The 14,572-nt window shown below is 48.9% G+C and carries 13 protein-coding genes and 1 riboswitch; of the genes, 11 read left to right on the plus strand and 2 right to left on the minus strand.

The features are described from left to right. Positions 1–58: 58 nt before the first annotated feature. Entirely contained in the window at positions 59–961 is a 903-nt protein-coding gene (locus N2K84_RS02065) for a S66 peptidase family protein (protein WP_282590103.1), read from the minus strand. 119 nt (positions 962–1,080) lie between these two features. Here N2K84_RS02065 and N2K84_RS02070 point away from each other — a divergent pair, with 119 nt between their 5' ends. Next, positions 1,081–1,731: an NADPH-dependent F420 reductase gene (locus N2K84_RS02070; protein WP_282590104.1), complete on the plus strand. Its 651-nt coding sequence runs from the start codon at positions 1,081–1,083 to the stop codon at positions 1,729–1,731. A 50-nt stretch (positions 1,732–1,781) separates the two neighbouring features. Here the strand turns inward: N2K84_RS02070 and N2K84_RS02075 are convergent, their stop codons facing one another. Then, the gene (locus N2K84_RS02075; RefSeq protein ID WP_282590105.1) at positions 1,782–2,693 is read right to left on the minus strand and encodes an HU domain-containing protein; all 912 of its coding nucleotides are present in this window, start codon (positions 2,691–2,693) and stop codon (positions 1,782–1,784) included. Positions 2,694–2,858: 165 nt separating this feature from the next. Here N2K84_RS02075 and galE point away from each other — a divergent pair, with 165 nt between their 5' ends. The 10 genes from galE (at position 2,859) to N2K84_RS02125 (ending at position 14,569) form a co-directional block, all read left to right on the plus strand. After that, entirely contained in the window at positions 2,859–3,887 is a 1,029-nt protein-coding gene (gene galE / locus N2K84_RS02080) for a UDP-glucose 4-epimerase GalE (protein WP_282590106.1), read from the plus strand. A gap of 221 nt (positions 3,888–4,108) precedes the next feature. After that, the gene (locus N2K84_RS02085; RefSeq protein ID WP_282590107.1) at positions 4,109–5,038 is read left to right on the plus strand and encodes an RluA family pseudouridine synthase; all 930 of its coding nucleotides are present in this window, start codon (positions 4,109–4,111) and stop codon (positions 5,036–5,038) included. Between the two features lie 57 nt (positions 5,039–5,095). After that, positions 5,096–6,151, plus strand: coding sequence for a dTDP-glucose 4,6-dehydratase (rfbB, locus tag N2K84_RS02090; RefSeq protein WP_428221979.1), 1,056 nt, complete (start codon positions 5,096–5,098; stop codon positions 6,149–6,151). A gap of 188 nt (positions 6,152–6,339) precedes the next feature. Further along, positions 6,340–6,448, plus strand: a riboswitch (SAM riboswitch). A gap of 193 nt (positions 6,449–6,641) precedes the next feature. Then, on the plus strand, positions 6,642–7,802 hold the full coding sequence (locus tag N2K84_RS02095) for a homocysteine biosynthesis protein (RefSeq protein ID WP_282590109.1): 1,161 nt from the start codon (positions 6,642–6,644) through the stop codon (positions 7,800–7,802). Further along, positions 7,799–8,209 carry an NIL domain-containing protein gene (locus N2K84_RS02100; RefSeq protein WP_282590110.1) on the plus strand — a complete coding sequence of 137 codons (411 nt, stop codon included), beginning with the start codon at positions 7,799–7,801 and terminating at the stop codon, positions 8,207–8,209. Before N2K84_RS02095 ends, N2K84_RS02100 begins: the two co-directional genes overlap by 4 nt. A 75-nt stretch (positions 8,210–8,284) precedes the next feature. Continuing rightward, a complete protein-coding gene (locus tag N2K84_RS02105; protein WP_282590111.1) occupies positions 8,285–9,055 on the plus strand; it encodes a UPF0280 family protein in 771 nt (256 codons plus the stop codon). Positions 9,056–9,104: 49 nt separating this feature from the next. Further along, positions 9,105–12,785: a methionine synthase gene (gene metH / locus N2K84_RS02110; RefSeq protein WP_282590112.1), complete on the plus strand. Its 3,681-nt coding sequence runs from the start codon at positions 9,105–9,107 to the stop codon at positions 12,783–12,785. Positions 12,786–12,970: 185 nt separating this feature from the next. Further along, on the plus strand, positions 12,971–13,129 hold the full coding sequence (locus tag N2K84_RS02115) for a hypothetical protein (protein ID WP_282590113.1): 159 nt from the start codon (positions 12,971–12,973) through the stop codon (positions 13,127–13,129). Positions 13,130–13,135: 6 nt separating this feature from the next. Next, the gene (gene metF / locus N2K84_RS02120; protein WP_282590114.1) at positions 13,136–14,089 is read left to right on the plus strand and encodes a methylenetetrahydrofolate reductase [NAD(P)H]; all 954 of its coding nucleotides are present in this window, start codon (positions 13,136–13,138) and stop codon (positions 14,087–14,089) included. Positions 14,090–14,197: 108 nt separating this feature from the next. After that, positions 14,198–14,569, plus strand: a complete 372-nt coding sequence (locus N2K84_RS02125; RefSeq protein ID WP_282590115.1) for a hypothetical protein — start codon at positions 14,198–14,200, stop codon at positions 14,567–14,569. Positions 14,570–14,572 lie beyond the last annotated feature (3 nt).

Genomic DNA, 14,572 nt, shown 5'->3' on the forward strand with positions numbered 1-14,572 from the left:
TTTATTCAGGCTTTTTTGTTGAATAACTTTCCCTTAAGAAGGAATTGTTCCCAAGGTCTCAGGTCTTTCTGATTGAACTTCCCTGACTGGATACATGTAGCTCGTATCCGGCGCCAAAAACAAGGGGTAGGTTGCGGTCGGTGTGCCCGGCGGGAAAATCGAAACATACCGGGAAATTGTATTCCTTGACGGCATTCAGGATGATTTCTTCAACCGTTTGGCCAAAAGGCGAATCGTTATCTTTCATTTCCGTAAAGCCGCCGATAATCATTCCGCTCAAGTTTTGCAACTTGCCGGCCATTCTCAGGCTATGCATAATCCGGTCGAGGTGGTAGAGGTATTCCGACAGATCTTCCAAAAACAGGATTTTTCCTCGGGTATCGGGCTCAAAAGGGGTTCCCAGCAAGCTGTAAAAAATGGACAGGTTTCCGCCTGTGACTTGCCCGGTTGCTTTTCCTGCACGGTTAAGCGGGTGTGCGGGGCAATCAATAGGCTGATTTTTACCCGTTAGAATATCCATCAGTGTGGTGAAGCTTTCGGTCGGTTGTCCGTCTTTCAGGTAGAAAGCCGGCATGGCCCCGTGAATGCTGCAATAGCCTTTTTGCTGAAAGAGGGCGTGCAGTAAGGTGATATCGCTGAATCCGACCAGCCATTTCGGATGGTTGCGAAAGGCTGTAAAAACCAGTTTCTCGGCGATACGGACAGCGCCGTATCCACCGCGTGAGCAAATTATGGCGCGGCAATCCGGATCATCCAGCGCCTCTTGCAGATCGCCCAATCGTTGCTCATCGGTACCGGCAAACTGAAAATGAGTATCAAAAACATGCTTGCCCAACACGACTTCGTATCCCTGTTGGCGGAGCAAATCCATGGCAGGAAGTACCTTTTCTTCTTTCACTTTTCCGGCAGGCGAAACAATCCGGATCCGGTTTCCTTCTTTTAAATTGGCTGGTTTGAGCATTTCCTGAAATTTTAAGTTGAAGATACAAATCTCTGTTGGATTGTTGGTGAACCAAAAAGAAAGGAATGCGTACTAATCAGCACAATGTGCTGAAATTTTAACAATTAGAATTAAAACCGATGAGAAAGAGAATTGGCGTGTTGGGATCGGGTATTGTTGCCCGGGTTTTGGCGAATGGATTTTTGCAAAATGGGTATGAAGTAATGATGGGTAGCCGCGACCCGAAAAATTTGGAGGATTGGCTGGAACAGGCTGGCGAAAAGGGGTCGGTGGGTAGCTTTGAAAATGCCGCGCATTTTGGCGACCAGGTGGTGCTCGCGGTCAAGGGCAGTGCGGCGGAGTTCGTACTCGACCTGGCCGGGGCGGCCAACCTGCATGAGAAAACCGTGATCGACACGTGCAACCCGATAAGCGAAGAGGCACCAGAAAATGGCGTGCTGCGATATTTTACCAAACCAAATCAGTCGTTGATGGAGCACTTGCAGACGAAATATTCGCGCATTCACTTTGTAAAAGCATTTAACAGTGTCGGGAATGATTTGATGGTAAACCCGGTTTTCAGGGAAGGCAAACCCACCATGTTTATTTGCGGAAATAATGCGCAGGCCAAAGCGGATGTGGAGAAAATCCTGGAGATGTTTGGCTGGGAATGCGAAGATATGGGAGGTGTTCAGTCTGCCCGGGCGTTGGAGCCGCTGGCTATTTTATGGTGCATCCCGGGCTTTTTACGGCACGAATGGCGGCATGCTTTCAAATTGCTGAAAAAATAGCTTTCGCAGCCGTCCAACAAAAAACCCCTCGAGTGGAGGGGTTGAAGAGTTTATTTTTTCACGTAAATCCAAACGCCGGAGCCGGGTGATTTTGTTTTGTATTCGTCGCGGGCGTTTTTTGCCTCATCAAGCGATGCAAAACTTCCCAGCGAAATGTAATGAAGCCCTTTGATAACACCTAAGTTTTCCGCCTCGTACCCTTTGTTTTTCATTTGTGCAATGAAGGTATCGGCATTTTCTTCGTTTTTGAAGCTTCCGCCAATCATGAAGTAGTGATGTTCAACTACCTGTTCTTCCTGAATTTGTTCCGCAGCCATTGCTACCTCTTCTTCAACAACCGGTTTTGAAGGAGTTTGCACGGTCATCATCTCGGTCAGGTTTGCCAGATCGGATTTTAGCAGGTTCTCCTTGTTGTTTTTCAGTGGCGTAACAGCCAGCGCCAGTAACAGCGGCACGGCAACCAACACTTTCTTCAAAGTTCTGCGTTGAAACATTACCTGTACAGCATCCTGTTGAAGTTGTGGTACTGATTTTTTTGCTTGGTTGCGGGCAAATAGGGTTTCGTAAGAAAAAGGTGCCAATCCAAAAGCGTCCAGGTTCAGGTTGCTCATCAGGGCGGGGGTAAAAATCAGGTTTTCCTGATCGTCGTACCGGAGCGATCCGACACCGGAAATGCTGATTTCCTCGCCGTCAGTCAGCCGGTAGCTCAATTCCTGCACCAGCAAATTCACTTTTTTGCCAGCTGCGATATAATTGATCCCTTCGGCCGAGGCCACGTGGTTGATAAACAGGCCATCGTTAAAATTCAGCTTTTTATTGAAACTCACGGATTTTGCCGGGGGCGTAAATTGGGCTGAACGCATACCGGCTGGTTTGTAGTTGGTTACAAAGCCACCAAATCCCGGAATGATGACACAATCATTCAGTAATAACAATTCTTTGATGTAGGCTAATAATTCCACGGATGATAGAGTTTACGTCCAAAATTAAAGAAAAATTAATAGGTTGGCAACCTAAAGTTTTCAACATTTTAACCGAGTTTTTACCGGGATGCTTGTAATATACACGGGCTTAATCCATAAGCCGAAGATATAATTTGTAATTTTGGGCAAAATACTCAATTACCTATGACTAAAAAAATTCTCGTAACCGGTGGTACCGGTTACATTGGCTCTCACACGGTGGTGGAACTTCAGCAGGCAGGCTACAGCGTTGTTGTGGTTGACGATCTTTCCAATTCGAGCCTCGATGTGCTGGATAATATTGAACAAATTTCCGGAACACGGCCGGCTTTTGAACAATTCAATCTGGCTGATGCGGCTCAAACAGATGACTTTTTCTCCCGGAATCAGGATATCGCTGCCATCATTCATTTTGCAGCCAGCAAAGCGGTGGGCGAGTCGGTGAAAATACCGTTGCATTATTACCGCAATAACCTGGTGTCGCTGATGAACATCTTGGATGGACAGCTGAAGTACAACATTTCCAACCTGGTTTTTTCGTCGTCGTGCACTGTCTACGGCCAGCCCGACAAGTTGCCGGTAACCGAAAGCACACCGCGTAAGGATGCCGAGTCGCCTTACGGAAATACCAAGCGGGTAAATGAAGACATCCTGCAGGATAGCATTAAAGCCTATCCGCAACTGAAGGGGATTGCCCTGCGCTATTTCAACCCGATTGGCGCCCATCCGTCTGCGTTGATTGGCGAGTTGCCGCTTGGCGTTCCGCAAAACCTGGTGCCCTTTATCACCCAGGCGGCTGCCGGCCTGCGCGAGCAGATCAGCGTGTTTGGCGACGATTACGATACGCCCGACGGTTCGGCCATCCGCGATTATATCAACGTGGTGGATTTGGCCAAAGCACATGTGGTGGCCATCGAACGTTTGCTGCAAAACAAAAACAAAGCGGGCTATGAAGTTTTCAACCTGGGTACCGGAAATGGCTATTCGGTGCTCGAAATCGTACATGGTTTTGAGAAAGCGACCGGCGTTAAACTGAACTACAAAATTGTTGGGCGCAGAGCCGGCGATATCGTTAAAATCTGGGCCGACACCAGCTATGCCAACAAAGAACTGGGCTGGAAAGCTGAAAAAGGCCTGGAAGAAACCCTGCTTTCGGCCTGGAACTGGGAAAAACGGGTTCGCGGGATCAATTAGGAGATAGGCATACTTGCAGGAGGATAATCTCCCGAAACTGAATTTGAAGGCGGGTTTTGCAGAAAAGCAGGACCCGCCTTTTTCATAATCACTTGTTGCCTGATGTTGTTTTGGTGTGGATCAAAATGAATTACACCTTCATTTCTGAAAAGAACAAAGATTACAGCTATCTTTGCGGCGGAGGCTAAAATCAAGTCAGCCTGCCGTTAACGTTTATCCAGATGAAAGAGAAAAAAGAAAAAAAGGAAACCAAACCGAGCGAAAAAAGAACCAAACCGGGGCAAGCCCCATCCATCCGATTCAAAGTGAAAGTGCAAGAGGAGCTGATGAAATTCCTGATTGCGCAACTGCCCCACAAAAACCGCAACAACATAAAAACCATGCTGAAAAAGAGGCAGGTGCTGGTAAACGGAACTGCCATTACCCAGTTCAACCATTTGTTGAAACCGGGGCAGACCGTTGAATTGAGCCGCAAACCGGGGAAAGCTGCCGTGCACCTGCGTGGCATCAACATTGTGTATGAGGATAAAGACCTGATTGTGGTGAATAAGAATGCCGGTCTGCTGACCATTGCCACCGACAAGGAAAAGCGTGAAACGGTTTACAGCATGCTCAGCACATATGTGAAGGATGAAAATAAAAACAACAAAATATACATTGTTCACCGCATCGATCGCGAAACGAGTGGCCTGATGATGTTTGCCAAAAACAAGGAAATGCAGGAATTATTGCAGGAATCGTGGAAACAAACCATTGCCGAACGCAGCTACCTGGCCGTCATCGAAGGAAAACTTGATCCACCCGAGGGCACCCATATCTCCTATTTGTTCGAGAGCAAAGTGTTTATCGTGCATTCCAGCCAGGATCCCGAGAAAGGGCAGAAGGCCATTACGCATTATTCAACCCTGAAAAGCAATGATCTGTATTCCTTGCTGAAAGTCAACCTCGAAACCGGGCGAAAAAACCAAATTCGTGTTCATCTGAAAGATTTGGAGCACCCGATAATTGGCGACAAAAAATACGGTTCCAAATCGAATCCCATCGGGCGGCTTGGGCTGCATGCCTGGGTGCTGGCATTTACACATCCCATCACCGGTAAAAAAGTACGTTTCGAAACCTCCATCCCCAGCAGTTTTCTGAAGTTGTTCTAGCAGGGGAGGTTTCCATTTTCAGCAGAAAGACCTATTTTTGACTTTTGTAAAAATTGAATCATGAAGACCATCCTCATTACCGGCGGTGCCGGATTTATCGGATCGCATGTGGTCCGGTTGTTTGTCAACAAATATCCCGATTACAACATCGTTAACCTCGATAAACTCACCTACGCCGGTAATCTGGCCAACCTGAAAGATGTGGAGAACAAGTCCAACTACGAGTTCGTAAAAGCCGACATCGTGGATGGCGAGGCCATGCTGAAGCTCTTTCAGGAACGGCAGTTTGATGGCGTGATTCACCTGGCAGCCGAGTCGCATGTTGACCGTTCGATTTCGAACCCCACCGAGTTTGTTTTCACCAATGTGATTGGCACGGTAAACTTGCTAAATGCTGCCTGCGCCATTTGGAACGGCCAGGCCGAAGGAAAACTGTTTTATCACATTTCAACCGACGAAGTGTATGGTTCGCTGGGCGAAGAAGGGATGTTTACCGAAACCACCAAATACGATCCGCACAGTCCGTACTCGGCTTCCAAAGCCAGCTCCGACCACTTTGTACGGGCCTATCACGATACTTTTGGCCTGCCGGCTTTGGTTTCCAATTGCTCCAACAACTATGGCTCGTTCCAGTTTCCGGAGAAGCTGATCCCGCTGTTCATCAACAACATTCGCAATAATAAGCCGCTGCCGGTTTACGGCAAAGGCGAAAACATCCGCGACTGGCTGTGGGTGGAAGATCATGCCCGGGCTATCGATGTCATTTTCCACCAGGGTAAAGTGGGAGAAACCTACAACATTGGCGGACATAATGAGTGGACAAACATTAGCCTGATCAAACTGATGTGCGAAATTATGGATCGCAAGCTGGGCCGCGAAGAAGGTACTTCGGAAAAACTGATCACTTACGTAAAGGACCGCGCCGGGCACGACCTGCGTTATGCGATCGACAGCACTAAGCTTCAAAAGGAATTGAGCTGGGTGCCCAGCCTTCAGTTTGAAGAAGGCTTGGAAAAAACCATCGACTGGTACCTGGAAAACGAAGAATGGCTGCAAAACGTCACTAGCGGCGACTACCAGAAATACTACGAAGGGCAGTACCAAAAACGTTGATTGAGGGCAAATAAAACAAGATAAACAGCAACCGTTGATTGTTGTACAAAAGAGTAGGGGCCAAGCGCCCCTTTTTTGTTGAGGGAAAGAAAAGTTTTTAAGCCAATCGTCCCTATAATTTGATAATTATCAGTTTTGAGCTTACATTTGCGGGAAATTATCAAATTATCCCACCTTACCGGGACTTTTGATTATAGCGAAGAGCGGAGAGATCGGGCTCAGCGAAACTCTGGCAACCATCCTTTTCAGTTGAGCAGGAACGGTGCCAAAACCCGGCCGGAAACGGAATTATAATTGAAACCAAAAACAAGATGAACGAATTGAACAAAAACACCTTACGGCTTTTCTGTCTAAGCCGGATGCACTTCGCTAACAGTTGTATGCGCTGACCGGCGCTTTACCTTTTCATCCTTATCCGAAAACTGTTCCCGGTAACGGGAATGGAACAACTGCATTTCAGGTTGCACAGAACTAATAAATCATCCGGAAAATGAGCATCAAAAAAACATACGAAGAGATAAACGAAAAAATCCGAAGCGGGAAAGCCGTGGTGCTGACTGCCGAAGAAGTGTCGGCTATGGCAAAAGAACTGTCACCTGCCGAGATTGTAAAAAAGGTAGATGTGGTGACCACAGCCACTTTCGGAGCCATGTGCTCCAGCGGGGCGTTCATTAACTTTGGCCACGCCGACCCGCCCATTCGCATGGAAAAAATCCGGCTGAATGGCGTACCCGTTTACGAGGGACTGGCTGCGGTTGACACTTATATTGGCGCCACCGCCTGCGATCCCGACAACCCGAAATACGGCGGGGCACATGTCATTCAGGATTTGGTGGACGGCAAAGAGCTGGAGCTGGAAGCCTGGGGTAAAGGAACGGATTGCTACCCGCGCAAGTACATCCGCACCAAAATTAGCAAGGAAACCGTAAACGAAATGTTCCTGTTCAACCCGCGCAATGCGTACCAAAACTACAACGTGGCCGTCAACACCACCGACAAAATCAAATATACTTACATGGGAACGCTGCTCCCCAATTTGCGGAATGCGACCTATTCCACCTCGGGCGAGCTGAGCCCGCTGCTGAACGACCCCGAATTCCGCACCATCGGGCTGGGCACGCGCATCTTTTTGGGGGGGACTGAAGGTTATGTAGTGTGGCCGGGCACCCAATTCAACACCAGCAAACCCAAAAACGAATTTGGCGTGCCGGTGAGCAATTCGGCCACCATTGCTGTTATTGGCGACCTGAAGCAAATGAGCTCGGAATACCTGCGGGCTGCCTATTACGAAAAGTATGGCGTGAGCCTGTTTGTGGGTATCGGTATCCCGGTTCCGGTTTTAGATGAAGATATGGCCCGACGGCTTTCCATCCGGAACGAACAAATAGAAACCACCGTGCTGGATTACGGTAGCGAGGGCACGCCTGCCCTGGGGCGTGTTAATTATGAGCAGCTCCGGTCGGGAGCCATCAAGGTGAATGGAAAGAAGGTGCGTACAGCGCCGGTTTCGAGCTTGGAGAAAGCCCGAAAAATTGCCGGTTTGCTGAAAGAAAAAATTCAGAAGGGTGAGTTTGAAATCACAAAGCCCGTGATGCGATTCCCGTCGAATACATCTTTGAAGGGCCTGAAAGAAACAGGAGGTGAAGCATGAGAAAGAAACGGTATATACTGAAGTTCCCGGCGCAAAGTGGCGATAAGCCCCTGAGCTATCACCTGGTAAAAGATTACGACATTCGGATCAATATTTTGAAGGCGGAAGTATGGCCGGGAAAAACCGGAAGCTTGCTGCTGGAGCTGGAAGGAACAGCCGAGAACCTGAAAAAGGGGATTGCCTGGCTCGAAGCCAACCAGGTAACCTGCGAACCGATTGACAAAAAAATCCGCTGGAACCACCAGCAATGCATCAACTGCGGAAATTGTACGGCCGTTTGTTTCTCGGGCGCACTCACCATGGACAGCAATTGGGAGCTGACGTTCAATCCCGAAAAGTGCATCGTGTGCGAACTATGTGTTCCGGCATGCCCATTGAATTTATTTGAAATTGACTTTAGGGAGTAAGCTGATAAAGAATAAGTTACCCTGAATTTGTTTCAGGGCCTGCAAAAATGATAATGATTCTGAAATAAGTTCAGAATGACGAATTTGACATATAACATGATATTCGAACCCAGAACATATCGCAACAGTTTTTCGAAGGAGCGTTTCCAGTCGTTTGTGATAACCTACAAAGATTCCGATTTGTGGGTGGGCATCGATCATTCTTCGTTTAAAGAAGAAATGGCTGAATTTGCCCTGAAGAAGTTGACCGGGATCCGCGATGAGCTGGAAGCCTATATTGCCGTCGATCCGTTCTTCAAAAAAAGCCTGAAACCCTGCCCGGTACAGGAAACTGCTCCCCAAATGGCCAGACAAATGGCGGCAGCAGCCGAAAAAGCAGGCGTTGGGCCCATGGCCGCCGTAGCTGGAATGTTCAGCGAAATTATTGGACAGGCGCTTCTGGAAAACTTTACCATCGGTGAGTTGGTTATTGAAAATGGCGGCGACATCTTTTTGAAACTGCAAAATCCGCTGATCATGAGTATCTTTGCAGGAGAATCGCCTTTGTCGGGCATGGTGGGACTGGAAATTACCCCTGAACAAACACCGATGGGTATTTGTACTTCTGCGGGGACGGTTGGCCCGTCGATGAGCTTTGGTAAGGCAGATGCCGTGATGATCGCCTGCAAGGAAACGGCGCTGGCCGATGCTTTTGCCACCGGACTGGGCAACCTGATCAAAAAACCAGGTGACGTGGAGAAGGTGCTGAAACGAACAGAAACTTTTCCGGCGATTATTGCGGCCGTGCTGATTTGCGAAGACCAAATCGGCATCCGTGGCGAGTTTGAGATGAAATTGTTGAGTTAAGCTAAATAGTGAGCGGGTGACTTCAAGTCACCCGCTCACTAAAACAATTATGATGACTATAAAAAAAGACATACGTGAAGAACTGAAACACCGGGTGCTGGTGTTGGACGGGGCCATGGGAACCATGATCCAGAAGCACAAGCTGACCGAGGAAGATTTCAGAAACGAGGAATTGAACGAGCTGAAAAATGAGCTTTTCGGTAACAACGACCTGCTTTCCATTACCCGTCCGGATGTGATCAAAGGTATTCACGCGGCCTTTTTGGAAGCGGGTTCCGACATTATTGAAACCAATACATTCAATGCGACCAGCATTTCGCAGTCCGATTATCACACCGAAAAATGGGTGTACGAGATCAATAAGCAGTCGGCTGTGATTGCCCGCGAAGTGGCAGACGAATTTACGGCCAAAAACCCGGATAAACCGCGCTATGTTGCCGGTGCCTTGGGGCCAACTAACAAAACGCTGTCACTGTCTCCCGACGTGAACGACCCGGGCTACCGGGCTACTTCCTTCGACCTGGTTAAAGAAGCCTACCGCGAACAGGTGGAAGGGCTGCTGGATGGCGGTGTGGATCTGTTACTGGTAGAAACCATTTTCGACACGCTGAACGCGAAAGCCGCCCTGTTTGCCATCGAAGAAGTGCTGGAATCCCGCGGGATACGTCTGCCGGTGATGGTTTCGGGAACAATTACTGATGCCAGTGGGCGGACACTTTCCGGGCAAACCGTTGAGGCATTCCTGAACTCGGTGCGCCACATCGACTTGCTGAGCATCGGGCTTAACTGCTCGCTTGGCGCTAAAGACATGCGCCCGTACCTGGAGGAAATGGCTCAAAAAGCGCCGTTTTACATCAGTGCCTACCCGAATGCCGGCTTGCCTAACCAGTTTGGCGAATACGACGAAACGCCCGAAGAAATGGCTACGCAGGTGAAAGATTTCCTCGACAACCACTTTGTCAATATTATTGGTGGTTGTTGCGGGACCACACCCGACCACATCCGCAAGTTTGCGGGTATTGCAGAGGCGGCACAGCCCCACATAAAACAAAAGAACGATGAATTGACCCGTTTCAGCGGATTGGAGCCGGTGACCATCACGCCCGAAACTAATTTTGTGAATATTGGCGAGCGTTGCAATGTGTCGGGTTCCATCAAATTTGCCCGCCTGATCCGGGAAGAAAAATACGAAGAAGCCCTGGCTGTTGCCCGCGAACAAGTGGAAAACGGCGCCCAGGTGATCGATGTGAACCTGGACGACGCGATGCTCGATGCCAAAAAGGAAATGGTCACCTTCCTGAATTTGCTGATGGCGGAACCCGATATCGCCAAGCTGCCAATCATGGTCGATTCCTCGAAGTGGGAAGTGATCGAGGCCGGGCTGAAATGTTTGCAGGGCAAAGCCATTGTGAACTCCATCAGTATGAAAGAAGGGGAGGAGCAGTTTCTGGAACAAGCCAGTAAAATAAAACGTTATGGCGCTGCCGTTGTGGTGATGGCCTTTGATGAGAAAGGACAGGCCGACAATTACGAGCGTCGTATCGAAATTTGCTCGCGTGCCTACAAATTGTTGACGGAGAAAATCAATTTTCCGGCCGAGGATATCATCTTCGACCCCAACATCCTGACCATTGGGACGGGGATGGAAGAGCACAACAACTACGCCGTTGACTTTATTGAGGCGGTGCGTTGGATCAAGCAAAATTTGCCACACGCCAAAACCAGCGGCGGGGTGAGCAACGTGTCGTTCTCCTTCCGCGGTAACAATGTTGTGCGCGAGGCCATTCACTCGGTTTTCCTGTTTCACGCCATCAAAGCCGGGCTCGATATGGGGATTGTGAATCCCGGAATGCTCCAGATTTACGATGAAATTCCGAAAGACCTGTTGGAATACGTAGAAGATTTGGTGATGAACCGTCGCCCGGATGCCACAGAACGTTTGCTCGAATTTGCCCAAACCCTGAAAGAAGGCGAAGGCAAAACAGTCCGTAAAGATGAATGGCGCGAACTGCCGCTCGAAAAACGCCTGGAACACGCGCTAGTAAAAGGCTTACCAGATTTTATCGAACAGGATTTGGCCGAAGCGGTGCCGTTGTACAGTCCAACGCTGAACATCATAGAAGGTCCGCTGATGGATGGCATGAACGTGGTGGGCGACCTGTTCGGCTCGGGAAAGATGTTCCTGCCACAGGTCATCAAATCGGCACGGGTGATGAAGAAAGCTGTGGCCTATTTGCTGCCGTTTATTGAAGCCGACAAGGCAAAATTCAAGAACCAGCAGAGCAGTCAGAAAAAAATCCTGATGGCCACGGTGAAAGGCGATGTGCACGACATCGGCAAAAACATCGTGGGCGTGGTGCTGGGCTGCAACAACTACGAGGTGATCGACTTGGGCGTGATGGTACCAACCGAAAAGATTCTGGAAACCGCCCGCGAGGAAAAGGTGGACATGATCGGCCTCAGCGGATTGATCACTCCCTCGCTCGAAATTATGGTGAGCGTGGCTGCCGAAATGGAGCGCCAGGGATTCTCATTGCCGCTGTTGATTGGCGGTGCAACCACCTCGAAGATCCACACAGCGGTAAAAATTGCCCCGCAATATTCCAAGCCGGTGATCTATGTGAAAGATGCCAGCCGCACCGTGAATGTGGTGGCCAACCTGCTGGCCAACAACGAAGAATATATTCAGTCAGTTAAGGATGAATACGCCCAAATCCGTGAGTTCCACGGCCAGAAAAAAGCCAAGGAGTACCTGAAGTTGGAAGAGGCGCGGGCCAACAAATTCACGCCTGACTGGACTGCCGACGTGATTTATAAACCGAAGAAAACCGGGATTTTCGAGTTGATCGATTTTCCGATCGCCGAGCTGCGCAAATACATCGACTGGAATTTCTTCTTCTTTGTTTGGGAGCTGAAAGGCCGTTTCCCCGACATTCTGGAAGATGAAGTTCAGGGCGAACAAGCACGCAAAGTGTATGCCGACGCCCAGCAAATGCTCGACGAGATCATAGACAAGAAAATGTTGCAGGCCAACGGCATCTACGGCATTTGGCCGGCCCAGGCCGATGGCGACGATATTGTGCTGTTTGAAGACGAAGCTTGCAGCAAAGAGTACGGGCGCTTCTATCACTTGCGCCAGCAGGAGAAGAAAAAAGAAGGCTCACCCAACTTCTGTCTGTCCGACTTTGTGGCGCCCAAGGAGCTGGGGAAAACCGACTATTGCGGCGCTTTTGCCGTAACGACGGGTATTGGCATTGAAAAGTGGATGGCCGGGTTCAAGGCCGACCATGACGATTACAAGGCCATCATGCTCGAAGCGCTGGCCGACCGTTTGGCTGAAGCTTTCGCGGAACTGCTGCACGAGAAAGTGCGCCGCGAATATTGGGCCTATGCTCCCGACGAGAACCTGAGCTGGGACGATATACTGAAAGTCCGCTATCAGGGCATCCGCCCGGCCATGGGCTATCCGGCCTGCCCCGAGCACCACGAAAAGGAAAACCTGTTCAACGTGTTAGGTGCTGAAAAAATCGGCATCACCCTGTCGGAACACTATGCCATGTACCCCACGGCAGCAGTTTGCGGTCAGTTATTCGCCCATCCCGAGTCGCGCTATTTCAGTCTCGAAAAGATTGGCAAAGACCAGGTGGAAGATTACGCCCGTCGTAAAGGTGTTTCAGTTGAACTGGTAGAACAATTCCTGCCGGTGAACCTGAATTATAAAGGAGTGTAGCCCACTGGAACCGTCATTAAGAGCGTAGCGAAGTAATTTGCTTGCTGGACTGACGTCAGATTGCTTCGGTCATGCTTAACTCGCAATGACACAGCAGGAACCTTGACATTTCAAATTTGCAGTTTAGGATTTCAAACTTTTGTGTGATAAAACGTATAATTTTTGCAGATAAAAATTAAATGATAATGAACAGTACGACGAAAAAAACAATTCTTGCATTTATTTTAGGCATGGTGCTTATGTTTGTGCTCGACATGATTTTTCATTTCAACAACTCGATAGAAAAACAACTGGAACGCGAAGCCGACAAAGCGGGAAAGAAGATTGAAAACCTGTTTAAATAGTAGAAAATGAAAGTAATCGATATCATCAATAAAAGTGATAAAACCGTCTTTTCGTTTGAGTTGCTACCCCCGCTTAAAGGGAATGATGCCAGCGCCATTTTTCGCACCATTGAAAGTCTGGTGGACTTCGATCCGAAGTACATCAACATCACCACGCACCGCGACGAGATGATTTTCAAGGAAATGGCTGACGGCTCCATTAAAAAACAGGTGGTGCGCAAACGCCCGGGAACGGTGGCCATTGCAGCTGCCATCCAGCACAAATACGGTATTCCGGTGGTGCCTCATATTTTGTGTGGCGGTTTCACTAAAAGCGAAACCGAACATGTGCTGATTGACCTCAATTTTATGGGCATCAGCAATGTGTTGGCGCTGCGTGGCGATGGCAGCAAAAACGAGCACGTGTTCCGGCCGGAGCCGGATGGCCATGCCAATGCCAACGAACTGGTGGAACAAATTGTGGACCTGCGCAACGGCAAATACCTGGATGCCGACCTGAAAAATTCTACTCCGCTCGACTTTTGCATCGGGGTGGCCGGGTACCCGGAAAAACATTTTGAAGCGCCAAACTTCGAAACCGACCTGATGTACCTGAAGCAAAAAGTGGATGCCGGCGCCGATTACATTGTTACCCAGATGTTTTTCGATAATCAGGTTTACTATGATTTTGTGGACAAGTGCCGGGCTGTGGGCATCAACGTGCCGATTATTCCGGGCATCAAGCCGATAAACCTGAAAAACCAGCTGACGGTGCTGCCGAAGATTTTTGCCATCGACCTGCCCATGGACTTGGCAAAAGAACTGGCAAAATGTAAGAATAATGACGATGCTAAGATTGTTGGTACCGAGTGGGCCATTCAGCAATCGCGCGACCTGGTAGCACACCATGTGCCCAGCCTGCATATCTATACTTACGGCGTTTCGGACAATACCCGCAAGATTGTGGAAACCGTTTTTTAAGACGATTTAACGATATAATAGCCTGATCTGAAGGCTCCGACTTTCCCAAAAGGCCGGAGCCTTTTCTTTTTAGAATTTCCTATCTTGCAGCTATCAAACTTTTATGCCATGGGCTTACCTGATATCCACAGCAACAACGTGCAAACATACCTTGACCGGGAAGAAATCATCCTGGACACCATTGCGCAAATTATGAAAGACTTTGGCATGTTTGGGGTCGAAATCCATTTTTCGGGCAATATTGAGCAGGCGTACCCGGAAATGCACCAACAACTGGTTGGGCAAATCGACCGCTTGTTGATTGACAATTCCGAGCTGTTGATGTCGATTTTGTACCAGGTGGACATCAGCGACCGCGACCTGGCCCGCACGCAGCTCGATTTTCCGCGTTATAACCAGGTGGAGGTGATTGCCCACCAGATCATCTTCCGTGATCTGAAAAAGGTCTTATTCCGGCGTTATTTCAAATCCCAACAATAAGAA

Source organism: Gaoshiqia sediminis (assembly GCF_025907915.1).
GTDB lineage: Bacteria > Bacteroidota > Bacteroidia > Bacteroidales > Prolixibacteraceae > Gaoshiqia > Gaoshiqia sediminis.

What these genes read in the sequence shown, in the direction of transcription:
- N2K84_RS02065 (WP_282590103.1), bottom strand. Translation starts at nt 961, where the DNA reads ATGCTCAAACCAGCCAATTTAAAAGAAGGAAACCGGATCCGGATTGTT.
- N2K84_RS02070 (WP_282590104.1), top strand. Translation starts at nt 1,081, where the DNA reads ATGAGAAAGAGAATTGGCGTGTTGGGATCGGGTATTGTTGCCCGGGTT.
- galE (WP_282590106.1), top strand. Translation starts at nt 2,859, where the DNA reads ATGACTAAAAAAATTCTCGTAACCGGTGGTACCGGTTACATTGGCTCT.
- N2K84_RS02085 (WP_282590107.1), top strand. Translation starts at nt 4,109, where the DNA reads ATGAAAGAGAAAAAAGAAAAAAAGGAAACCAAACCGAGCGAAAAAAGA.
- N2K84_RS02095 (WP_282590109.1), top strand. Translation starts at nt 6,642, where the DNA reads ATGAGCATCAAAAAAACATACGAAGAGATAAACGAAAAAATCCGAAGC.
- N2K84_RS02100 (WP_282590110.1), top strand. Translation starts at nt 7,799, where the DNA reads ATGAGAAAGAAACGGTATATACTGAAGTTCCCGGCGCAAAGTGGCGAT.
- N2K84_RS02105 (WP_282590111.1), top strand. Translation starts at nt 8,285, where the DNA reads ATGACGAATTTGACATATAACATGATATTCGAACCCAGAACATATCGC.
- metH (WP_282590112.1), top strand. Translation starts at nt 9,105, where the DNA reads ATGATGACTATAAAAAAAGACATACGTGAAGAACTGAAACACCGGGTG.
- N2K84_RS02115 (WP_282590113.1), top strand. Translation starts at nt 12,971, where the DNA reads ATGAACAGTACGACGAAAAAAACAATTCTTGCATTTATTTTAGGCATG.
- metF (WP_282590114.1), top strand. Translation starts at nt 13,136, where the DNA reads ATGAAAGTAATCGATATCATCAATAAAAGTGATAAAACCGTCTTTTCG.
- N2K84_RS02125 (WP_282590115.1), top strand. Translation starts at nt 14,198, where the DNA reads ATGGGCTTACCTGATATCCACAGCAACAACGTGCAAACATACCTTGAC.